Origin of the sequence: Vibrio sp. RM-41-2B, assembly GCF_024744415.1 — a bacterium.
Classification (GTDB): Bacteria; Pseudomonadota; Gammaproteobacteria; order Enterobacterales; family Vibrionaceae; genus Vibrio; species Vibrio diabolicus.
In genome coordinates this window covers 339083-361084 of sequence record NZ_JAMQWD010000006.1, presented here as the reverse complement: position 1 = coordinate 361084, position 22002 = coordinate 339083, and the positions used below count along the sequence as shown (strand labels likewise).

Sequence of the window (22002 nt, the reverse complement as noted above, 5' to 3'; positions counted from 1 at the left end):
AGTGGTTTGCATTTCGCATACTGATTCCTTCACCAGATTACGAAGTTGGATACCGTCTATGGATCACAATCCGCAGTCACAGCTAAAGTCACTTGTTATTAAAGGCAAGGAACAAGGCTATCTGACCTACGCCGAAGTAAATGACCACCTACCTGCTGAAATCGTAGATTCAGAACAGGTAGAAGACATCATTCAGATGATCAACGACATGGGCATTAAGGTAGTAGAAACTGCTCCTGATGCTGATGATTTAGCACTGAACGATGACACAAATATTACCGATGAAGATGCAGCCGAAGCTGCAGCCGCTGCACTGTCTAGCGTAGAGAGTGAGATTGGTCGTACCACAGACCCAGTACGTATGTACATGCGTGAAATGGGTACTGTCGAACTTCTAACTCGCGAAGGCGAAATCGACATCGCAAAACGTATTGAAGAAGGTATTAACCAAGTTCAATCGTCTGTTGCTGAATACCCAGGTACGATTCCGTACATTCTTGAGCAATTTGACAAAGTTCAAGCTGAAGAACTACGTCTTACTGACCTTATTTCAGGTTTTGTAGACCCAGATGCTGACGACACCGCTGCACCAACGGCAACACACATCGGTTCTGAACTGACTGAATCTCAGTTAGAAGAAGAAGACGATGAAGACGTTGATGACGACGAAGATAGCGATGACGATTCAGATGATTCTGAAGAAGATGTAGGTATCGATCCAGAGTTAGCGCTAGAGAAATTCAACCAACTACGCAGCACCTATCAAAATCTTCAATTAGCAATCAACGAGTACGGCTATAACAGCCCGAAAGCAACCGTTGCTAATGAAATGATGCTAGACGTATTCCGCGAGTTTCGTCTAACGCCTAAACAGTTTGATCACCTAGTGAATGAACTGCGTACGGCTATGGATCGCGTTCGTACTCAAGAACGCCTGATCATGAAGTCTGTGGTTGAATACGGCAAAATGCCGAAGAAATCATTCATCGCGCTGTTCACTGGTAATGAATCAAGTGAAGCTTGGTTGGATGAAGTTCTTGCTTCAGACAAGCCATACGCTGAAAAGATCAAACGTAACGAAGAAGAAATCCGTCGTTCAATCGCTAAGCTAAAAATGATTGAAGAAGAGACTTCTCTAAACGTACAAAACATTAAAGACATCAGCCGTCGTATGTCTATCGGTGAAGCAAAAGCTCGCCGTGCGAAGAAAGAGATGGTTGAAGCGAACTTGCGTCTTGTAATTTCTATCGCGAAGAAATACACCAACCGTGGCCTACAGTTCTTGGATCTTATCCAGGAAGGTAACATCGGTCTGATGAAAGCGGTAGATAAGTTCGAATACCGTCGTGGTTACAAGTTCTCGACTTACGCAACGTGGTGGATCCGTCAGGCAATCACTCGTTCAATCGCGGACCAAGCACGTACGATTCGTATCCCGGTACACATGATCGAAACGATCAACAAGCTCAACCGTATCTCTCGTCAAATGCTGCAAGAGATGGGTCGTGAGCCACTACCGGAAGAACTGGCTGAGCGCATGCAGATGCCAGAAGACAAGATTCGCAAAGTTCTGAAAATCGCTAAAGAGCCTATCTCAATGGAGACACCAATCGGTGACGACGAAGATTCGCATCTAGGTGATTTTATCGAAGATACAACGCTAGAACTGCCGCTAGATTCTGCAACTGCAACTAGCCTTAAAGTGGCGACAAAAGACGTGCTTGCAGGTCTAACGCCACGTGAAGCGAAAGTACTTCGTATGCGCTTTGGTATTGACATGAACACTGACCATACTCTAGAAGAAGTTGGTAAGCAGTTCGACGTTACTCGTGAGCGTATCCGTCAGATCGAAGCAAAAGCACTACGTAAACTTCGTCACCCAAGCCGCTCAGAGACTCTGCGCAGCTTCCTAGACGAATAAACGCAGCGCATATAAGCTTTTAGAAATCAAAAAAGGTGACTTTAAGTCACCTTTTTTATTATCTACTGTTCTAAGTGGATAAAAACTAAGCGCAATTGCCCTAGTTGGTATCTAGACACCTTGCAACGCTTCCCCTATAATCGTTGTCCTATTAAGGCCCCTTAGCTCAGTGGTTAGAGCAGTCGACTCATAATCGATTGGTCCGCAGTTCAAGTCTGCGAGGGGCCACCAAATTTCGAAAGGCGTAGCAGGTTAGTACCTACTACGCCTTTTTTGTGTCTGCTGACTTTGAGTACAGTTGTGGGTGTAGTAATTCGTTGCTCATATCCTCAACAACTTCAAACTTATCATCTTCCTCGATTCTACCCTCTCTTTCTTTTCGCTTATTACCAAGTTTTCTATATAGTCGTAGAAACAAAATGTCTGCTCGCTATTTAAACCATTGACCCTTTTTCGACTTCTGATAGGATGGACATGTAAACGTATGGACGTCTAAAACAAAAATGGAGTTACAATGAAAAGTATTCGTCACCTAAAGAAACTAGCTTTGGTTCTCACGGCAGTAGTTGGCTTAAGTGCTTGTGGAGAAAAAGATAACTCTGTCATTAAAGTGGGAGCAACCGTAGGGCCTCATGCTCAAGTAGTTGAAGCAGTAGCGAAGGAAGCAGCGAAGCAAGGCTTGAATGTAGAAGTCATCGAGTTTTCTGATTACGTGACACCCAATGCCGCGCTTAGTGATGGTAGCATCGACATTAACAGCTATCAGCACCAACCATTTTTAGACAACTTCAACAATAGTCATGACGCCCAATTAGTGTCGATTGGTCAATCCATTCTGATGCGCATGGGGCTTTATTCTAACAAGTATCGCTCATTACAAGAGCTTCCAAACAATGCACGCATAGCAATTCCAAACGATCCAACTAATGGTGGTCGTGGTCTATTGCTACTCGCCGATGCAGGTTTAATTGAGCTTAAACAAGGTGTTGGCCACAAAGCAGCCCTAACTGATATTACAAAAAATGCAAAGTCGTTTGAATTTGTCGAGGTAGATGCCGCCCAGTTACCACGAACATTGGATGATGTAGACGCGGCTGCGATTACAATGAACTACGTAATGTCTTCTGGTTTAGACCCGAAGAAACAAAGTATCTATCTTGAAGCAAAAGACGCACCGCTGGCCGTCATGGTCATCGCTACTCGTGACACAGACAAAAATAATGAAGCGTATAAAAAATTCGTTTCTATTTACCAATCTCAAGCAATTCGTGATTATCTCGATCGTACGTTCAAAGGCACAATCGAAGCAGCTTTTTAATCAATAAAGCAGCGAATACTTTGCCCACGAATTAGATAGAAAAGAGGCTAATGTTTTCTCATAGCCTCTTCTTTTCATTACTCACTAAATCGACTCATTGTCGACTTTCAGCCTCTAACTTCATTGCCAAATAAGCTTGGTCCGCAGAAAGCAATTCAGGGCGGTTAATCAACTTCCAGAGGAAGTATGGTGGGATTAAAAATACGATGAAGTAGAGAGATTCATGGAAGAAAACATCGGCTATCGTTTGCTGATGCTCCCAAAGTGCCGTCAGTGCAAAGAGCTCTAACATCACGCCTAATACGCCAAAGACGACAGAGACAACAATCGCTAAACCCAGTAGTTCTCTAATAAAGTGCTTGTATGCCATGATACTAATTCCTTCTAGCAGTAAGTCATACTAACTTACGCTCATAAGAACGAAGCCAGCTTGACTATCATCAAACTCCCCTCATCACAGTTAAGAACTTAGTTTTATAAAAAAGGACTTGTATATAGCGCCATTGAAGATTGACCTCTCTATCACAATACAATGACATCATTTCTCGACTTTGAGACTAGCCTTTTACATTTATCAGCAGTGTAAACAAGAGGTCATAATGAAAAAATATACCTACCCTTTACTTGCCATCTCAGGCGGTCTTTTATTGACGGGCTGTGGTAGCGACGACTCTTCATCCGATACAGAAGCAGCCACTTTTTCTCTCAGCGTTTCCGATGCGCCTGTCGACGATGCCAACAAAGTCGTCTTAGCGTTTAAAGATGTTGTCCTTGTACCATTTGACCCAGAAACTGGCGAACAAACTGGAGAACATATTCTGTTAGATGTTAGTGACAATGGAGCACTACACCAAGTTGATCTAATGGAATATCAGGGAAGTAACGCTAAAACGATCATTAGCGAGCAAGACATCGCTCCTGGTGACTATGCTATGTGTGTGTACGCTAAAGACGGCAAACAATTAAACGATACAACGCTGTCATACGTAGAGAAGACAGACGGCAACATCAAAGGCTTAGTTGTGCCTAGCCGAGGCAGCTGTTTTGGTTTTAAACCAGATACGAGCGATCAAGGTCGCTTGAAGTTTTCGCAAAAAGGTCAGTATGTAAAAGTTCATACTGGTCTTAATAGCTATGTTGTCGAGTTTGATTTGCGTAAAGGCCTGGCAGATCCAACGGGCAAAGATTACATGAACATGAACTCTAATGCGGTAAGCTTAGTAAACGCATCAGAATCAGGTCATATCGGTGGTGAAGTCAGTGAAATTCAGTATCAAGCGTGTGAAGCAGACAGTGCAGCATCAAATGCAATAAATGACGTTCCTGCCGTTCACTCAGTCTATCTTTACGCAGGTTCGATGGATCGCTCAACCATGGGCGATATGGGCGCGATGGAACCACTCCAAGCGCCAGTTGCAGTAGCTAACGTGAATGAATCGCAAGACGAAGAAGGTAATACAACCTACAGCTACGAGTTTGGTTACATTGGCCCAGGCACCTACAGTATTGGGTACACCTGTACCGCGTATGTTGATACACCAGATAACCATGAAACATCAGAAGATGGCTTCCTGATTTATCAACATTACACACCTGTTGATGTGGTCGAAGGTGAGCATACAGAGCAAGATATTAATCCTATCCTATAGCTCTCGTCTTATCGAAAGCCGCTCATCGTGTGAGCGGCTTTTTGACTATTATTTTAATCCGATAAGTAATACTGAACGGTTGAGACCACTCGTACTTTCTTAATGTAAGGCGTGTTGCTGTCTCGGTCATAAATCGAGAACTGCCCTTGCGTGGCACGTTTGATCTTACCCAGTGAACTCTGCGAGTCTTTGGCAAACTTTTGCGCCACTTCGCGGGCGTTTTTGGTCGCCTCTTCAATCATGTCTGGCTTTACATCATTTAGCTTAGTAAAGCTGTACTCAATGCGGTTCGCGTACGGGTCCTGATTCAGCAGTACGCCTTGTTTTCCTAGCTCACCAATCTCATTAATTGCCGCTCGAACCACATCGACACTTTGACTATAAACCGTAACCGTCCGCGAGGCTAAATAACGAAACTCGATATCTTGCTCACTCCCGTATTGCTGTGCTTTTCGGTCAATGACAGCAGGAGAAGAAAGGGAAACGCTCGTTTCAGGGAGCCCTTTGGCACTTAAGAAATCCAGAATCAAACGCGTTTGCTGATCGATGTCATCAAACATAGCCCCCATATCATTACTCGCTAAGGTGAACTGAATTGGCCAGATCACTGTATCGGCAGAGTACTCTCGTTCAGACAATCCCTTCACCGTTACCACTCGCTCATAGGCTTTGTATTTGACTGCCGTTTGCTGAATAAAAAAGCCCAATACTCCTAAACCAATGATCAGACACAGCCCGAGCCATATTGACGCTCTATTGGAAATCTTCTCCATTCATCCTCCTAATTTCGCCAAAAGTAACAATTCGTCGTATCGATAACATAGCTCAACTATGGCCAGAAAATGGCGACCTAAAGCCAAGTTTTTGTCATATCGTTCGAAATGGTGAATAGAATAAATTACAATTGAACAGTGTTTTATTGTGAGTTTTAAGATTATGTTGAAAATAAAATGGCTGGTAGTTCTGAGCGGATTATTTGTCTCAACGGCTTGTTTGAGTACTGACGACTTAGTAATGGATGACAACTCAACACAAGAACCCCAAGTGGGTATGTGCGATGAAGATCAATGCGAAGGGAAACGCTTTGATGGTCGCATTCTGCTAGACAATGAGCCGACCAAACAGGTCTTGAGCTCACTAGAAAGTCTCGGTGAAACGCTCAACTCTCTCAGTATCCTGATGTTTGCTGGCGACAAAACGTAACGCTAAAGCTGTCCTATCCCCTTCGCCTTTAGTCAACAAAGCTTCACCAGTTTGTCACTAAAGGCTCATGGATTTGCCTCTGAACTGTCATCTGTAATTTCTACTATCCGGTCAGCCACTTGTACGCTGAGGTAAATATGGATAGTTCGACCCCTTTTCGTCTCCCTCGTAAAACGCCGTTCGGCATTGGTGAAAACGTTGCAGAATGGGCAACGGGTTTAAGTCAGCTCGATAAATTCTACGCCCAGCGCCCCGTGAATGCGGATACCAAAACTTTCTTGCGATTTACGCTGGATATTTTGGGGATCGACTATCGCATTGCCCATGGTTCGCTCGACGCAGTGCCAAAGCAAGGCGCAACCGTCATTGTGGCGAATCACCCTCTCGGTTGTGTTGAAGGCGTGATTCTCGCCGAGCTACTATTGATGATACGAGACGATATCCAAATTTTAGCGAATCAGTACCTAAAAACCGTACCAGAGCTCGACCAACTTTTTATTGGTGTCGACGTATTCGAAGGCAAAGACGCCGTCAAATCGAATATGAAGGCCCTCAGAGCAGCCAACAAACACCTTGCGAATGGCGGCTTGTTATTGGTTTTCCCTGCGGGTGAAGTGTCGCAGTTGGTGGATGCCAAACAACAGCGTTTAGAAGACAAAGAATGGAGCCGCAGTGTCAGTGCGTTAATTCGTAAGAACAAAGCCGCCACTGTTCCCGTCTTCATTCGTGGGCAGAACTCAAAACGCTTCTACATGGCAGGTAAAATACACCCTCTTTTACGCACCTTGATGTTGGGAAGAGAGCTGCTCAATAAGAGCGCGAAAACCATTGAATTGTCCTTTGGGCAAGCGATCAAGTTTAAAGAACTCAATAACCTCAGCGATGATCAGATCGTCAATTATCTAAGGCTCAACACCTATCTGCTTAACCGCGATGTAAGTGCCACTCAGAAAACGGTCTCAGACAATGATCTCTTACCTATTGCGGCAGGGTTACCCATAGGCCAATTGCTTGAAGAGCTGCACAGCTTACCGACAGAAACCCAATTGCTTCAAAATGGCGAGTTCGACGTGTATTGCGCCAGCGCGCAGCAGATCCCATCTCTCCTGCATGAAATTGGCCGCTTGCGAGAACATAATTTCCGTCAAGTTGGCGAAGGGACTGGACAAGCAATAGACATCGATCATTTCGATCATGATTACCTGCACCTATTTGTGTGGGATCGTGAGAACCAATGCATGGTAGGTGCTTACCGTCTTGGATTAGTTGATCAATTATTGGCGAAATATGGCGTAGAAGGATTGTATTCGCGCACCTTATTCAACTATGACCAAGGCTTTCTCGATCAAATGGGTAAGTCGATTGAAATGGGTCGTTCTGTGATTGCCGAGCAATATCAAAAAAGCATGAGTGCCCTACTCTTACTCTGGAAAGGCATAGCGACTTTTGTCCATCAACATCCCGAATACACGCACTTGTTTGGCCCAGTGAGCATCAGCAACGATTACAGCCATACCGCGCGTCAGTTGCTGGCACAATCGATGACCCTACACCACTACGACAACGACTGCGCCGAATACGTCACTCCGTCAAATCCACTGCCAGAAACCAACTTAAACTGGAATACCAGCATGCTAACCGCATTGGGAGATTTACAGTTGCTATCTCGCGTGATCGCTCGAATTGACGAAGGCAAAGGCGTTCCGGTATTACTGCGCCAATATTTGAGTTTGAATGGTAAGTTGGTGTGTTTTAACGTCGATCCGGCGTTTAACAACGCACTGGATGGATTGATTATGGTGGATTTACGCGATGTGCCTGAGAAAACGCTGGCACGTTACATGGGCAGTGAAAACGCGCGCGAGTATTTAGCTCTGAACCATTAACCGTCGTCGGAGGTATCGCGCTGCTCAAAATCGCTCTAAACAACACAACGCGAGCAGCGTGATGCGTTATTTACCCATAAGACATTAAAAACAAAGTGTTTAGTTAAACTCATCGCAAAAAGGCCAGTCATCTCAAGCTTTAATCCACAAAACGTCAACATCGCACAAACGTTCACGTTATAAACTTTCACAAAACTTCAAAATGGTCATAGATCACATTTTCAATCAAACCTGACGTCAAACAAAATGTGACATTGATCATTTCGAGTATTTAATTTGAATTGAAAAAGAAATTAAAGGTGATCTTAATCACAATGAATTTTGATTTTATATTTGTCAGAAGATCGAATTGATCACTAATATTTTTATTGACAGATTTGAAAATCATTTTTTGTTATTAAGTTACATATCAATTAATTGATCATCATCACTTAAAAAATGCTTTTCATCCGAAGAAATGCGGGGGTTGATCACGAAAAACCCGTCGTCAGTTCCAATTGAAAAATGTGTGGTAAATTGATTGGGTACTAAGCAATCAAACAAGCGGTTTTGGCGAACCGTTTACGACAACATATTCATCAGAACATCGAACGGGGAATTGTTATGATATCACCAGATGCCAAGATCAAGATACAAAATTTTGGTCGTTTTCTGTCAAACATGGTAATGCCTAACATCGGCGCGTTTATCGCGTGGGGCTTTATCACTGCTCTATTTATCCCAACCGGATGGCTACCAAATGAGACGTTAGCTTCCATGGTTGGTCCTATGATCACTTACTTGCTGCCACTACTGATCGGTTACACCGGTGGTAAATTAGTGGGTGGCGATCGCGGCGCGGTCGTTGGTGCAATCACAACTATGGGCGTGATCGTCGGTACCGACATCCCAATGTTTATGGGTGCAATGATGGTCGGCCCAATGGGCGGCTGGGCTATCAAAAAATTCGATAACTACATCGACGGTAAAGTAAAAAGCGGCTTCGAGATGTTGGTGAACAACTTCTCTGCGGGCATCATTGGTATGCTGTGCGCCATTTTGGCTTTCTTCCTTATCGGTCCATTTGTCAAAGTGCTTTCAGGCGCATTGGCAGCAGGCGTAAACTTCCTTGTTTCAGCTCACCTTCTGCCACTGACTTCTATTTTTGTTGAGCCAGCGAAGATCCTATTCCTAAACAACGCGATCAACCACGGCATCTTCTCTCCACTGGGTATTCAGCAAGCGTCTGAAACTGGTCAATCGATCTTCTTCTTGATCGAAGCGAACCCAGGTCCGGGCTTAGGTATCTTGCTGGCTTACATGGTGTTTGGTAAAGGTACGGCTCGTCAAACTGCAGGTGGTGCATCCATCATCCACTTCTTCGGCGGTATCCACGAGATTTACTTCCCATACATCCTAATGAACCCTCGCCTAATCCTTGCGGCTATCGCAGGCGGTATGACTGGCGTATTTGTTCTAACTTTGTTTAACGCAGGTATCGTTTCTCCAGCATCACCAGGTTCAATCTTTGCAATCTTGTTGATGACTCAGAAAGGTTCAATCGTTGGTGTACTAGCGTCTATCGCAGCGGCAACAGGCGTGTCATTCGCCGTAGCAGCACTGCTAATGAAGACACAAACGTCAACAGAAGAAGACGGTGATGAAGCAGCACTAGAGAAAGCAACATCACAAATGAAAGACATGAAATCTGCATCTAAAAACGATGCGGTGGTAAACAGCCAAAGCAAAGGTGACGTAGACCTAGCGACAGTACAAAGCATCATTGTCGCTTGTGATGCGGGCATGGGCTCGAGTGCAATGGGCGCGAGCATGCTACGCAAAAAGGTTAAAGACGCAGGTCTGAACATCCACGTAACCAACCTTGCTATTAACAGCTTACCAGAGAGTGCAGATATCGTGATTACTCATAAAGACTTAACGGATCGTGCACGTAAGCATGCTCCAAATGCACACCACATTTCATTGACTAACTTCCTAGACAGCGAAATGTACAACCAGCTAGTCACCAAGTTACTGGCAGCACAAAACCAATCCGCAGCCAATGACGACCAAATGGTGAAAGTGTCAGTCATGGCGGCGAACGACGACTGCTTTGAGCCACAGCAGCCATCGGTATTCCAAATCCAGCGTGAGAACATTCACCTAGGTTTGAAAGCAGCCAACAAAGAAGAAGCCATTCGCTTTGCAGGCAACAAATTAGTTGAACTTGGCTACGCAGAACCAGAATACGTAGACGCGATGTTTGAACGTGAAGCGTTGGTTCCAACTTACCTAGGCGAATCTATCGCAGTACCTCACGGTACCGTGGAAGCGAAAGACCGCGTGAAGAAAACAGGCATTGTAATTTGCCAATACCCATCGGGTATCCAATTTACTGAAGATGACGACGATGTCGCGAAACTGGTTATCGGCATTGCCGCTAAGAACGATGAGCACATCCAGGTGATCACCACCATTACGAACGCGCTCGATGAGCCGGAAGCAATTGAGAAGCTAACCAGCACCAACGATGTAGAAGAAATTCTTAACATCCTTGGCGGTCAACAAGCGGCTTAATTGCTCCTTTAATTTGCTCCTGAGGCAAACGAGGTCAGCTGTCACCCCCTATGCGGTTGGCCTCACCCTAGTTTCGTAACTCAACATTTTCAGATATTGGTAGGTAATAATTATGAAAAACGCAGTTCATTTTGGTGCAGGTAACATCGGTCGTGGTTTCATCGGTAAACTCTTAGCAGACGCAGAAGTCGAGGTCACTTTCGCTGACGTTGATGCGCCGTTGGTAGACCAGCTCAGCCACAAACAAGAATACAAAGTGAAAGTCGTGGGCACCGAGTGCCAAATCGACACTGTTACCCACGTCACAGCGGTAAACTCAGCCAGTGATGACGTGATTGATCGCATCGTCAAAACCGATTTGGTTACCACAGCGGTCGGTCCAAACGTATTAGATATCATCGCGAAAACCATCGCGAAAGGCATTGCCAAACGTTTTGAAGCTGGCAATGACGCGCCACTTAACATCATCGCCTGTGAAAATATGGTGCGTGGTACCACACACCTAAAAGGTGAGGTGTACAAACACTTGGATGAATCACTGCACGCAAAGGCAGACGAGTTGGTTGGCTTTGTTGATTCAGCGGTAGACCGCATCGTGCCACCAGCAGAAGCCGCCAACGATGATCCACTAGAAGTCACGGTAGAAAGCTTTAGTGAATGGATTGTGGATGAACAGCAATTCAAGGGCGAAATCCCTGACATTGCTGGCATGGAAAAAACCAACAACCTAATGGCATTCGTAGAACGTAAGCTGTTCACCCTAAACACCGGTCACTGCATTACCGCTTATTTAGGTTGTTTGAAAGGGCACCGTACCATTCGTGAAGCAATTGAAGACCCAAGCATCCATGCTGAAGTAAAACAAGCAATGCAGGAAAGTGGCGAAGTGTTGATTCGTCGTTACGGCTTCGACCGCGACATGCACAATGCCTACATCGAAAAGATTTTAGGACGCTTCGCCAACCCATATTTAGTGGATGAAGTGGATCGCGTTGGACGACAACCAATTCGTAAATTGGGTGCAAATGATAGATTAGTGAAGCCATTACTCGGTACAATCGAGTATGGCACTGAAAATAAAACACTTTTGAAAGGCATTGCCGCTGCCTTGAAGTACACTAACGACACCGACCCACAAGCGGTGGAATTACAAACCTCATTAAAAGCCGTGGGCGTAAAGAAAACGCTAGCAACGTACACTGGCCTGGCTGAAGACAGTGTTGAAGTGGCTCAAATCGAAGTGATTTACCACCAGCTTTAATCGAATCAAGGGGAGCTCTGCTCCCCATAAATATAATGTTAAACAGTTACTCAGTATATGGCAGATAACATCAACGAAACCGAGATCATTGAACGATTAAACAGCGCGCCATCGGTACGAGGCTTTTTTATTGCAGCAGTCGATGTGTTCAACGATTCCATCGACGGGCTAATACAAAGGATCTTTCGTAAAGATAACTTCGCCGTGCAATCGGTTGTTGGTCCTCTACTGCAAGACTCCGGACCGCTGGGCGATCTCTCCGTTCGTTTGAAACTCCTATTTGGCTTAGGCGTCCTCCCAGACGATATTTATCATGATATTGAAGACATCATTAAGCTTAAAAACCGACTTAATAGCGATGCATCCGACTACGAGTTCACTGATCCAAATATTCTAGAGCCAATCAAAAAGCTACATCTGGTAAAGAAAATGGGCATGGTGCAATTAGAAGTCAACGAACCTGATGACGACATCGACCTTGAGTTTTATCAACTCCAACTTCAACGCCAGCAACAAATAATAAAATCAGGTCTCTCGCTCGCCATTGTCGAGATCTGTAACGAACTGGGCAAAGACAGCCCTTTTTAACCCAACCTCCGGCAAGGAACGCCTTCTCTACTAGCCTCTTTTCTTTGCGTATCCTTTCTGTATGACGTGCGTGAAAGCCATCACAGTCCATATTCGTATGTCTCTGTAATATCAGACCAATCTATCGCTGGTATTGAAACGGTATGGCATGCTTTCAATCGAAGACACTAAAACCAAATGGGCGTTTTTCCAGAAACACCATTGGGTATCTCCAGAATTTTCCCGCACTCCCGTACTTGAGTCGTGGGAGCGTTGCATAAAGCAATGCAGCCCTTATACCTGGTCAAAACCACATATTGCCTCTGGCTTTACCTTCTCATCTCTGATGAAACGCAACGAGCACCTCATCGAATGCGCCACGACCGTACTTGAAGACACTTACGACATGCTAGGAGACGAAGACCTGCTATTGATGGTAACTGATGGCAACGGCTGCGTTCTTTCCGTTGTGGGACATGACTCAATGCAACAAGAGATGCAGGTACTCGGCATTAAACAAGGCTGTTTTCTATCTGAAGGAAAAATTGGCACAAATGCGGTCAATCTTTGTATTAGTACTCATATCCCGTGTGAAGTATTCGCAGCAGAACATTTCAATCGCCACTTACATTCTTATGCCTCTGTAGCAGCACCTGTTTTCGACCAATTTGGCAAGTTACGCGGCACAACATGCCTTCTCAAAAAAGCAGAGAACTATAAGAAAGAAAACTTAGTCATCATCGCGTCGAGCGCGAAAGAAGTCAGTTTGCAAATCCATATTCAGTCGGAACAAGAAAATATGAACCGCCTCACTTGTGCGCACAACGCAACGTTAGAGTGCATGGATGACGGCCTTCTGGCCTGGGATGAAGAAAGCCGTATCACCATGGTAAATCATCAATCAGAGCGCTTGTTAAACATTGAAGCCAGTCAGGTCTTGGATAAAGAAGTCTTTTCTGTTTTACGCTTCCCGCCAAATGTCCTCAATAGTATTGAGTCGGGTGCAAGCATCAACCGAAAACTCACAACGGTAGAGGTTCGTGGCGAGTTTGTTGAAGCGATCATTACCTTGCGTCCACTCAACGACGGAACGCACTTATTGTTTTTGCACCCTATCGATAAAATTCGCGAACTTGCTCAACAACAAATAGGTGGCAGTGCGCGCTATACGTTCAGTACTTTGCCTGTTATTTCACGAAAAATGAAGCATGTCATTACCGTGGCAAAACGGGCCATAAAGTCCAAATCACCGATTCTAGTTACAGGTGAAGAAGGTGTAGGAAAAGCCACTCTCGCCATGGCGATTCATAACGAAAGCACCTACAAAGAAGGGCCGTTCATTACGCTCAACTGCCGCTCCATCAACACAGAGCAACTGGTCAAAGAAACCCTGGGATACGACGAGGGACAAGGCATGCCCTCTAAGTTTGAACTCGCCCATGGCGGTACGCTCTTTTTGGAAAAGGTGGAATATCTGTCGCCCGATTTACAAGCCGTGCTACTTAAGTTGTTAAAAACTGGGCTCGTCAGCCGCAGCGACAGTTTGCGATTAATCCCCGTAGACTTTCAACTTATTACGAGCACCGCTTCAGAGATCAGCGAGTATGTCACTCAGCGCTCATTTGGTCGGCAACTTTATTATGAAATCTCCTCGAACGAGCTGCATATTCCACCACTACGAAAGCGCAAAGAAGACATTGAATTTCTCGTCCAGCAGCTTATCAGCCATTATGAACGCCGCCACAATGTGACGATCTCGATAGAGCCAATCGCACTGGAAGCGTTGATGAATTTTCGTTGGTCAGGCAACAACTCTGAATTAAGAAACCGAACTGAGCGAATTTTGCTTAACCGCAGTTCCAACTTAATCAAGCTGAACGATATTCCGGAAGACATTAAACTGAATTCTCGCCATACCGCAGAAAATACGCCAGTAATCACGCTAGAAGAAGCCGAGAGAAGAGCTATTGTTCAGGCTTGGAATCAGTGTGATGGAAAAATGCATGATATGGCAAAAGCATTGCAAATTGGCCGCACGACCCTATGGAGAAAAATTAATAAGTTTGGGCTGCAGGAGCAAATGAAGCTGTATTAAGCCAAGAACTGGCGTTCCTACAAAAGTAAAACCGGCGTAAGCACGCCGGTACACATGTACTAACGATAAGGTATCGATTAAACATCAACAGACAACTGACGAATCTGCGCTTTTAGTCCCGGTAGCAGACTAGAACTGGCGCTGAATTTTCGTAACCCCACGCGAAGCAATGTTTCTGTAGCATTTGGATCGCCTGCCATCTCACCGCACATACTGACCGGTATGCCCGCGCGATCGCCTGCTGCACAAGTGAGTTCAATGGCTTTTAGTACCGATGGTTCAAAGTAGTTCACTAATTCAGCAACGGCGGCGTTGCCTCGATCGGCAGCCATAACATATTGAGTCAAATCATTGGTGCCAATAGAGAAAAAGTCGACTTCTTGGGCTAACGCATCAGCATTTAATACCGCGGCGGGTACCTCAATCATAATACCGACAGGCAAATGAGTCGCATCCAAGCCGAGTTGGTTTGCTTGATGTGCCAACAGCGCTTTTACTTTTCTCACTTCTTCAACCTGAGCCACCATCGGTATCATCAATTGAATATTCGGTTGCTCATGAAAGGATCTCAGAATGGCTCGAAGTTGGGCTGTACACAATGACTCATGTTGAAGGCACAACCGCACCCCTCTCAGACCTAAAAATGGATTATCTTCCGCTGGCATAGGATAAGCGGCTAAAGGCTTATCACCGCCAACATCTAGACTACGAATCGTAAGTGGCTTATCGCCAAGTGCGGCAGCAATATCACGATACACTTGATATTGCGCTTCCTCAGTCGGCAACTCATCACTGTTTTGAAATAGAAACTCAGTCCGGAATAGACCAACGCCCTCAGCGCCTGATGTTAGTGCATCATCAATATCTTTCGGTCCACCAATATTGGCGAATACTGGAATATGGACACCATCACAGGTGACTGCGGCTTGCTGAGCACTCGCTAGTGCACTTTGTCGGGAGTTTTGCCACTCAATTTTCTGAGCTTCTAATTCCTGTTGTATGGCATCTGAAGGAGAGAACCATAAATGCCCTCGAAAGCCATCAATAGTCACCACTTGCCCAGCACGCACAGCATCAAGACAGCCCTGAGCTTTAACGATGGCAGGAATCCCCATCGCACGAGCAAGAATCGCACTGTGAGAGGTTTTCCCTCCTTCACTCAAACAGATACCAAGCACTTTCGATTTATTAAGCCCGGCCACATCAGAAGGCATCAGGTCGCGGGCCAACAAAACACTCGGTTCCTGAATGTCGATGGCATTAGGCGTTAAGCCTGTCATTTCGACCATAACTTGGCGTGCGATATCATGCACATCTGCTTCGCGTTCCCGCATGTACTGGCTTTCAGCCTGGCGAAACTCGTCGGCCAACGTTTGCAGTGATTCTACCCAAGCTTGCTCGGCTATCATGCCCGTTTGAATTCGCGACTCGACCGATGCCCATAATTCTGGGTCACTGAGCATCATGCTATGAGCGGAAAATATTTCCCCTTTCGGCAGCTTCGCTTGCTCCTGCAAATGTTGAACAACCACGCCTATCGCACGCTTAACCCGTTCAATTTCATCTTGTTCACTTTGGAAATAACGTTCAGGCACAGCTGGCATTTCATGAGTAAAAAGGACAGCAGGAGCAGTAGCGATACCGTCATTGACTCGAATACCAACAACAGCACCTTCAATCTGACTTGAGGCCATGTCATCGAGCAAAGTATCCGAGCTTTCTTCAGGTTCGATAATGCCTTGCTCAACCGCCTCTTTTTCTCCGAAGTGCTCACTAGCTAAGGCTTCAAATGCCTTGATTGCTTCACTGGATTGAGAGCCGAGTGCGCACAGCGTGATCGTCTCTTGGCTACGAACACCAAGTTTCGCAATGCTGTTTAAGCTTTTCGCGTTCACACGGCGCTCGCCTTTTTTCAACCATAATTGGCAGTCAAAAGGCGCGAGTGCACCAACAATGGCCGCAGCGGGACGAGCATGTAATCCATGCGGATTTTGCACTACCCAATCAAATGTCCGCTCTTGCTCAAAGTTCTCTGATACTGGCACTATCTCAGCGGATGTTAGTGGCTGATCACCAAGGTGCTCTCGTTTTACGCTTAACGCATTCTGTGCCTCTTCGACTACCGTCGATAAAGGTAGTCCGGCAGCAGCAGCCACCGACGCCGCCATGGTCCCTTCAACAATGGGGGCCGAGATAAGGGTGACATTTTCCCTCACGTGATCATCAATCAGATCCAGAGCCATTTCCGTGCTAAGCAACGCGCTGCCAAGATCCATCAACACAACAACCCCTTGTTGATCATGTACCTGCTCAATCGCTTCCATCACGGCTATGGCATCGGTTCCGATCGGGTTCTCTGGATCATCAATCCCAGCCGCAATCGCAAGCTTGGCTTTGCCTTGCGTCATTTGGGTGGCAAGTTCGGCCACCCCTTCTGCAAGTCGACGACTATGAGATACAACTACAATTCCCACCATCTTAATTACCTGCTATTGCCTGCTGTAGTGCTTTAATCATTAACAGAGAAGAGGTTGCGCCGGGGTCTTGGTGGCCAATACTACGTTCACCTAAATAGCTTGCTCGCCCTTTTTTCGCCAACATTTCAATCGTGGCAACCGCGTTCGTTTCTGCTAGCTCAACCATTTCATTCAGTAAGTGATCGGCGCTCATGCCATTTTCTAACGACGCCTTCACGCTAACTAAAACGGGTAACCAAACATCACACATGGTTTTATCACCCAGTTCCGCTTTACCACGAGACACCACGCCATCCACACCGCTTTTTAGTGCATCGACCAACTCTTCAAACGTTAGTTGCTCTCGGGTTCCGACAGCGGCAGCCGTGCGAATAAACAGCGTGCCATACAGCGGGCCACTTGCCCCACCGACACTAGAAAGCAAGGTCATGCCCGTATTCTTGAGAATGCTGCCGATATTTTGGTCCGCAAATTGCGGCAGTTTTTCCGCGACTTTTTTAAAGCCACGGTTAATATTGAGACCATGGTCTGCGTCACCAATATCACGATCAAGGTCGGTCAGAAAATCTTGATTCTCTTGATACGTTTTTGCACATAACTCTAGCCAGTGAACGATATGTTGTTTTTCAATTTGCATGTTTGCTCCCCCCTCTTACCACTTGATCGCAGCCGTATCGACAGGAGCATCAAACAGCTCCAACATCTCTTGGTCTGCCTTCAGCAACGTAATCGAAACGCCTTCCATATCGAGTGACGTACAGAAGTTACCAACCATATTACGCACGATACGGAACCCCGCTTGCTCGCAGTTATGAGCAAGACGGCGGTACACCCCGTAAAGCTCTGAAGTTGGCGTACCACCCATACCATTCACCATCACAATGTAGTCGTGTTCAGAGGCGAAAGGCTCAATGCTGGATTCCACTTCATCCCATTCACCTTCGTCACGATTCCAAATACGCAAAGTGCGCTGATAAGGTGTGTTTTCAGCAACTTCAGCAAACATTTCATCCACTAACGTATCGACGTCAGTGTATTTCACTCGCTTGATACCTGGTTCACCATGGATACCAACACCAAACTCCACTTCATCATCTTCCAGAACAAAAGATGGTTTACCCGCAGCTGGCACAACACAAGCATTAAGCGCCACGCCAAATGAACGACAGTGATTATTGACGCGACGAGCCAGTGCTTCACATTGCTCCAGCGAATAACCTTTGTTCGCGGCAGCACCAACTAACTTCTCAACTAATACCGTTCCAGCAACACCACGACGACCAGCGGTATACAGGCTGTCTTTGACCGCAACATCGTCATCCACCAACACCGCCCCAACTTTGATGCCATCGGTATGAAGCAACTCCACGGCCGTTTCAAAGTTCAACACGTCGCCGGTGTAGTTTTTAATGATAAACAGCACGCCCTCACCAGTATTCACTTGGTTGCCACATTCGTACATTTGATCAGGTGTAGGTGAAGTAAATACCTCACCAGGGCAGGCGCCTGTCAGCATGCCTTTACCAATAAAACCTGCGTGCAAAGGTTCATGACCACAGCCACCACCAGAAACCAATGCCACTTGCCCCGGCGTTTCCTCATGCCACATGTAACGAGGTTCGTAGTTAGCTTTTAGCTCAGGGCGGGACAATGCCAGGCCTTCCATTTGCTGCAATACAACATCATCGACTTGGTTAATTAACTTTTTCATCGTTCTATCTCATTCCATTTATATTTTTATGTAGGGTATGAATTCATCTTAAACAGAGAAAAAGCGTACTCAACAAAAATTAATCCGTTTCATATTGAAACAACTACTTCGATATTTTTGTTTCAATATGAAACGAAAAACGACAAATTTTCCTGAATAGTGATCATCGCCATAAAGCATGCTGATGCTTATTACTTCTGACAGTCGGTTTGACACAGAGGTCATAAAAGCATGGAACAAAACCAGAGATATCCTTCACCACTTACCACACCAAACCTAATATAAACCTTATCGCTACAATGGATTTTCATTGCAGTCAAAAACACACATAAAAAAGGTTAAAGGTTTGAATTATGGACAAAATTATTATCAGCCCAAGCAAATACGTCCAAGGTGAACAAGTACTTACATCTATCGCTCACTATGTGAAAACATTGGGTGAACGTCCGTTAGTCATTGCTGATGAGTTCGTGACTAACCTGGTTGGTGATGACGTCAAACAAAGTTTTGCTGACGAAAAGCTTCCACTCACTATGAACATTTTTGGTGGCGAATGTTCGCGCGTTGAGATTGAACGCATCACGGACATTTGTGCGACTCAAAAACACGATGTCATTGTCGGTATTGGTGGCGGTAAAACCTTAGATACAGCTAAGGCCGTTGCGTTTTACACCAAAATTCCTGTCGTGGTGGTTCCTACGATTGCCTCGACTGATGCGCCGACATCAGCTCTTGCGGTGATATACACACCTGAAGGTGAGTTTGCAGAATATTTGATGATCCCTAAAAACCCAGACATGGTCATCATGGATACATCAGTCATCGCCAAAGCCCCTGTTCGCCTACTGGTATCGGGGATGGGCGATGCGCTCTCCACCTACTTTGAAGCTCGTGCCAACATGACCTCTGGTAAGGCAACAATGGCAGGTGGTTTAGCGACGCGTTCAGCGCAAGCTCTTGCGAAGCTCTGTTATGAAACCTTGCTTGAAGATGGTGTAAAAGCAAAAGCTGCAGTAGAAAATGGTGTGAGCACCAAAGCGGTAGAAAACATTATTGAAGCCAATACATACCTTAGCGGTATCGGTTTTGAAAGCAGTGGTCTAGCGGGTGCTCACGCTATTCATAACGGCCTAACTAAGCTTGAAGAGTGTCACCATCTCTATCATGGTGAGAAAGTCGCGTTCGGCACACTTGTTCAACTGGTGCTAGAAAACGCAGCGATGGAAGAGATTAATACGGTTCTCGCCTTCTGCCGATCGGTAGGTCTACCAACCAACTTATTTGATATGGGCGTTAAAGAGCTTAATCACGATAAGTTGCGCGAGGTCGCCGAAGCCTCAACGGCCGAGGGAGAAACCATCCACAATATGCCATTCCCAGTGACGGCAGAAAATGTCTACTCTGCAATTCTAACCGCTCACCAGTTAGGTCAATAACTCACAAACCTTAAAATGGGTTTAAATAAAAAAAGCGGCACATACTCTCGCATGTGCCGCTTGGGATTTTTGCTGTTAAGCGTAATTACTCAACCGTTACCGCTTTCGCTAGGTTACGTGGTTGGTCTACATCCGTACCTTTGATCAGCGCTACGTAGTATGACAGCAACTGCATTGGGATGGTGTAGTAGATCGCCGCCGTGATTTCACTAACGTGAGGCATCGTGATGATCTTCATTGTTTCATCGCCTTCGAAGCCTGCGTCTGCATCTGCGAATACGTATAGAAGGCCGCCACGTGCACGTACTTCTTCAACGTTTGATTTTAGCTTTTCAAGTAGGTCGTTACTTGGTGCAACCACAACAACAGGCATGTCAGCGTCAATCAGAGCTAGAGGACCATGTTTCAGTTCACCCGCCGCGTACGCTTCTGCGTGGATGTAAGAGATCTCTTTCAATTTTAGAGACGCTTCCATCGCGATTGGGTAGAATTCACCACGACCTAGGAACAGTGTGTGGTGCTTGTCTGCGAAATCTGTCGCTAGTGCTTCAATGTCTTTCTCGAAAGAAAGTGCCGCGTTGATTTGCTTAGGAAGTGCGTGTAGCGCTTCAACAATCTCTTTTTCTTTCTCTTTGCTGACGCGACCTTGCTCTTTACCTAACGCCGTTACCAGCATCAATAGTGCAGAAAGCTGAGTCGTGAACGCTTTGGTTGAAGCGACACCGATTTCAACACCAGCGCGAGTCATGAACGCAAAATCTGATTCACGAACCAAAGAAGAACCTGCTACGTTACAAATGGTCATCGCCGCCATGTAACCTTTTTCCTTCGCAAGACGAAGTGCTGCTAGCGTATCGGCGGTTTCACCAGACTGAGACAACGTGATCAATAGGCTGTTTGGACGCGTCACAAACTTGCGGTAACGGAATTCAGAGGCAATTTCTACGTCACAGCTCACGCCAGCAATGTCTTCAAACCAGTAACGCGCTGTCATACCTGCGTTGTAAGACGTACCACACGCAACGATTTGTACGTGTTCTACTTTGCTTAGAATGTCAGCCGCATGCACACCGATCGCATCAGTTACAACAGAGTCTGCCGTGATACGGCCTTCCATTGTGTTGATCAACGCTTTAGGTTGCTCATAGATTTCTTTTTGCATGAAGTGGCGGTATTGGCCTTTATCGCCAGCATCATGTTCTGCGTTGGATTCTACGATTTCACGCTCAACCAGCTCGCCCGTTGCGTCAAAGACAGTAACTTCACGGCGAGTGATTTCTGCCACATCACCTTCTTCTAGGTACATGAAACGGCGCGTTACATTCAGTAACGCAAGTTGGTCAGAAGCCAGGAAGTTTTCACCCACACCAAAACCAATTACGATCGGGCTGCCTGAACGTGCAACTACGATGCGTGAAGGATCTTTGCGATCCAACGCTACCGTGCCGTATGCGCCTTCAAGTTGTTTTGCTGTTTTTTGTACTGCTTCTAGTAGCGTTTCTGAAGTGCGAAGTTCCCACTCAACCATGTGTGCGATAACTTCTGTATCCGTTTGAGATTCAAACACGTAACCACGAGATTGAAGCAATTCACGAAGCTCTTCGTGGTTTTCGATAATACCGTTATGTACAACAGCAATATCGCCAGACATATGTGGGTGTGCATTAACTTCAGATGGTTCACCGTGCGTCGCCCAGCGAGTGTGTGCAATACCCGTTCCGCCGATCACTTTTGCTTCTTCTACTGCATCAGCCAGTTCTTGCACTTTACCCAAGCGACGAACGCGCGTTAGGTTTGACTCGCCATCAACAACAGCAACGCCAGCAGAGTCGTAACCGCGGTACTCTAAGCGGCGTAGACCTTCAACCAAAATTTCTGCAACATCTCGTTGTGCTACTGCACCTACGATTCCACACATGTGT

At 45.9% G+C, this 22002-nt stretch carries 16 protein-coding genes and 1 tRNA gene; 11 read left to right on the top strand and 6 right to left on the bottom strand.

Translation table 11 applies throughout. The annotated features are described in order from the left end of the window. Positions 1–58 precede the first annotated feature (58 nt). From rpoD to NB463_RS06785, 3 genes are all read left to right on the top strand, one after another. A complete protein-coding gene (rpoD, locus tag NB463_RS06795) occupies positions 59–1921 on the top strand; it encodes an RNA polymerase sigma factor RpoD (protein ID WP_005395986.1) in 1863 nt (620 codons plus the stop codon). Positions 1922–2076: 155 nt separating this feature from the next. Beyond that, positions 2077–2152 (top strand) — tRNA-Ile (locus NB463_RS06790). A 283-nt stretch (positions 2153–2435) separates the two neighbouring features. Next, positions 2436–3239, top strand: coding sequence for a MetQ/NlpA family ABC transporter substrate-binding protein (locus NB463_RS06785; protein WP_257082696.1), 804 nt, complete (start codon positions 2436–2438; stop codon positions 3237–3239). Positions 3240–3333: 94 nt separating this feature from the next. On the opposite strand, the gene NB463_RS06780 is transcribed toward NB463_RS06785, so the two are convergent. Beyond that, positions 3334–3609, bottom strand: coding sequence for a D-fructose-6-phosphate amidotransferase (locus NB463_RS06780; protein WP_257082695.1), 276 nt, complete (start codon positions 3607–3609; stop codon positions 3334–3336). A 229-nt stretch (positions 3610–3838) separates the two neighbouring features. Between NB463_RS06780 and NB463_RS06775 the strand changes: the two genes are divergently transcribed. After that, on the top strand, positions 3839–4888 hold the full coding sequence (locus NB463_RS06775; RefSeq protein WP_258432492.1) for a DUF4382 domain-containing protein: 1050 nt from the start codon (positions 3839–3841) through the stop codon (positions 4886–4888). A 53-nt stretch (positions 4889–4941) separates the two neighbouring features. Here NB463_RS06775 and NB463_RS06770 read toward each other — a convergent pair whose 3' ends face one another. After that, positions 4942–5661, bottom strand: coding sequence for an SIMPL domain-containing protein (locus NB463_RS06770; protein ID WP_006742751.1), 720 nt, complete (start codon positions 5659–5661; stop codon positions 4942–4944). A 163-nt stretch (positions 5662–5824) separates the two neighbouring features. Here NB463_RS06770 and NB463_RS06765 point away from each other — a divergent pair, with 163 nt between their 5' ends. The 6 genes from NB463_RS06765 (at position 5825) to dhaR (ending at position 14456) form a co-directional block, all read left to right on the top strand. Then, positions 5825–6091 (top strand): hypothetical protein, encoded by a 267-nt coding sequence (locus NB463_RS06765; RefSeq protein WP_172605930.1) that lies wholly within the window; start codon positions 5825–5827, stop codon positions 6089–6091. Positions 6092–6228: 137 nt separating this feature from the next. Next, on the top strand, positions 6229–7977 hold the full coding sequence (locus NB463_RS06760; RefSeq protein WP_258432493.1) for a lysophospholipid acyltransferase family protein: 1749 nt from the start codon (positions 6229–6231) through the stop codon (positions 7975–7977). Positions 7978–8580: 603 nt separating this feature from the next. Beyond that, the gene (locus tag NB463_RS06755; RefSeq protein WP_053809441.1) at positions 8581–10533 is read left to right on the top strand and encodes a PTS mannitol transporter subunit IICBA; all 1953 of its coding nucleotides are present in this window, start codon (positions 8581–8583) and stop codon (positions 10531–10533) included. A 112-nt stretch (positions 10534–10645) separates the two neighbouring features. After that, positions 10646–11794 carry a mannitol-1-phosphate 5-dehydrogenase gene (locus NB463_RS06750; protein WP_053809442.1) on the top strand — a complete coding sequence of 383 codons (1149 nt, stop codon included), beginning with the start codon at positions 10646–10648 and terminating at the stop codon, positions 11792–11794. Positions 11795–11851: 57 nt separating this feature from the next. Then, complete coding sequence (locus NB463_RS06745; protein ID WP_012841150.1) at positions 11852–12382, top strand: MltR family transcriptional regulator; 531 nt, start codon at positions 11852–11854, stop codon at positions 12380–12382. Between the two features lie 148 nt (positions 12383–12530). Further along, positions 12531–14456, top strand: coding sequence for a dihydroxyacetone kinase operon transcriptional regulator DhaR (dhaR, locus tag NB463_RS06740; protein WP_258432494.1), 1926 nt, complete (start codon positions 12531–12533; stop codon positions 14454–14456). A 77-nt stretch (positions 14457–14533) separates the two neighbouring features. On the opposite strand, the gene ptsP is transcribed toward dhaR, so the two are convergent. From ptsP to dhaK, 3 genes are read right to left on the bottom strand one after another with little or no spacing between them, the layout of a single operon-like run. Continuing rightward, entirely contained in the window at positions 14534–16933 is a 2400-nt protein-coding gene (ptsP, locus tag NB463_RS06735; RefSeq protein WP_258432495.1) for a phosphoenolpyruvate--protein phosphotransferase, read from the bottom strand. 1 nt (position 16934) lies between these two features. Continuing rightward, entirely contained in the window at positions 16935–17570 is a 636-nt protein-coding gene (gene dhaL / locus NB463_RS06730) for a dihydroxyacetone kinase subunit DhaL (protein ID WP_258432496.1), read from the bottom strand. Positions 17571–17585: 15 nt separating this feature from the next. Then, a complete protein-coding gene (gene dhaK, locus NB463_RS06725) occupies positions 17586–18644 on the bottom strand; it encodes a dihydroxyacetone kinase subunit DhaK (RefSeq protein ID WP_258432497.1) in 1059 nt (352 codons plus the stop codon). A 353-nt stretch (positions 18645–18997) separates the two neighbouring features. Here dhaK and NB463_RS06720 point away from each other — a divergent pair, with 353 nt between their 5' ends. Next, the gene (locus tag NB463_RS06720; RefSeq protein WP_006742744.1) at positions 18998–20080 is read left to right on the top strand and encodes a glycerol dehydrogenase; all 1083 of its coding nucleotides are present in this window, start codon (positions 18998–19000) and stop codon (positions 20078–20080) included. An 85-nt stretch (positions 20081–20165) separates the two neighbouring features. Here the strand turns inward: NB463_RS06720 and glmS are convergent, their stop codons facing one another. Continuing rightward, on the bottom strand, positions 20166–21998 hold the full coding sequence (gene glmS, locus NB463_RS06715; protein ID WP_005392238.1) for a glutamine--fructose-6-phosphate transaminase (isomerizing): 1833 nt from the start codon (positions 21996–21998) through the stop codon (positions 20166–20168). Positions 21999–22002 lie beyond the last annotated feature (4 nt).

Bases quoted from the DNA above. Each gene is read 5' to 3' on its own strand.
- rpoD (WP_005395986.1), top strand. From the start codon at position 59: ATGGATCACAATCCGCAGTCACAGCTAAAGTCACTTGTTATTAAAGGC.
- NB463_RS06785 (WP_257082696.1), top strand. From the start codon at position 2,436: ATGAAAAGTATTCGTCACCTAAAGAAACTAGCTTTGGTTCTCACGGCA.
- NB463_RS06780 (WP_257082695.1), bottom strand. From the start codon at position 3,609: ATGGCATACAAGCACTTTATTAGAGAACTACTGGGTTTAGCGATTGTT.
- NB463_RS06775 (WP_258432492.1), top strand. From the start codon at position 3,839: ATGAAAAAATATACCTACCCTTTACTTGCCATCTCAGGCGGTCTTTTA.
- NB463_RS06770 (WP_006742751.1), bottom strand. From the start codon at position 5,661: ATGGAGAAGATTTCCAATAGAGCGTCAATATGGCTCGGGCTGTGTCTG.
- NB463_RS06765 (WP_172605930.1), top strand. From the start codon at position 5,825: ATGTTGAAAATAAAATGGCTGGTAGTTCTGAGCGGATTATTTGTCTCA.
- NB463_RS06760 (WP_258432493.1), top strand. From the start codon at position 6,229: ATGGATAGTTCGACCCCTTTTCGTCTCCCTCGTAAAACGCCGTTCGGC.
- NB463_RS06755 (WP_053809441.1), top strand. From the start codon at position 8,581: ATGATATCACCAGATGCCAAGATCAAGATACAAAATTTTGGTCGTTTT.
- NB463_RS06750 (WP_053809442.1), top strand. From the start codon at position 10,646: ATGAAAAACGCAGTTCATTTTGGTGCAGGTAACATCGGTCGTGGTTTC.
- NB463_RS06745 (WP_012841150.1), top strand. From the start codon at position 11,852: ATGGCAGATAACATCAACGAAACCGAGATCATTGAACGATTAAACAGC.
- dhaR (WP_258432494.1), top strand. From the start codon at position 12,531: ATGCTTTCAATCGAAGACACTAAAACCAAATGGGCGTTTTTCCAGAAA.
- ptsP (WP_258432495.1), bottom strand. From the start codon at position 16,933: ATGGTGGGAATTGTAGTTGTATCTCATAGTCGTCGACTTGCAGAAGGG.
- dhaL (WP_258432496.1), bottom strand. From the start codon at position 17,570: ATGCAAATTGAAAAACAACATATCGTTCACTGGCTAGAGTTATGTGCA.
- dhaK (WP_258432497.1), bottom strand. From the start codon at position 18,644: ATGAAAAAGTTAATTAACCAAGTCGATGATGTTGTATTGCAGCAAATG.
- NB463_RS06720 (WP_006742744.1), top strand. From the start codon at position 18,998: ATGGACAAAATTATTATCAGCCCAAGCAAATACGTCCAAGGTGAACAA.
- glmS (WP_005392238.1), bottom strand. From the start codon at position 21,998: ATGTGTGGAATCGTAGGTGCAGTAGCACAACGAGATGTTGCAGAAATT.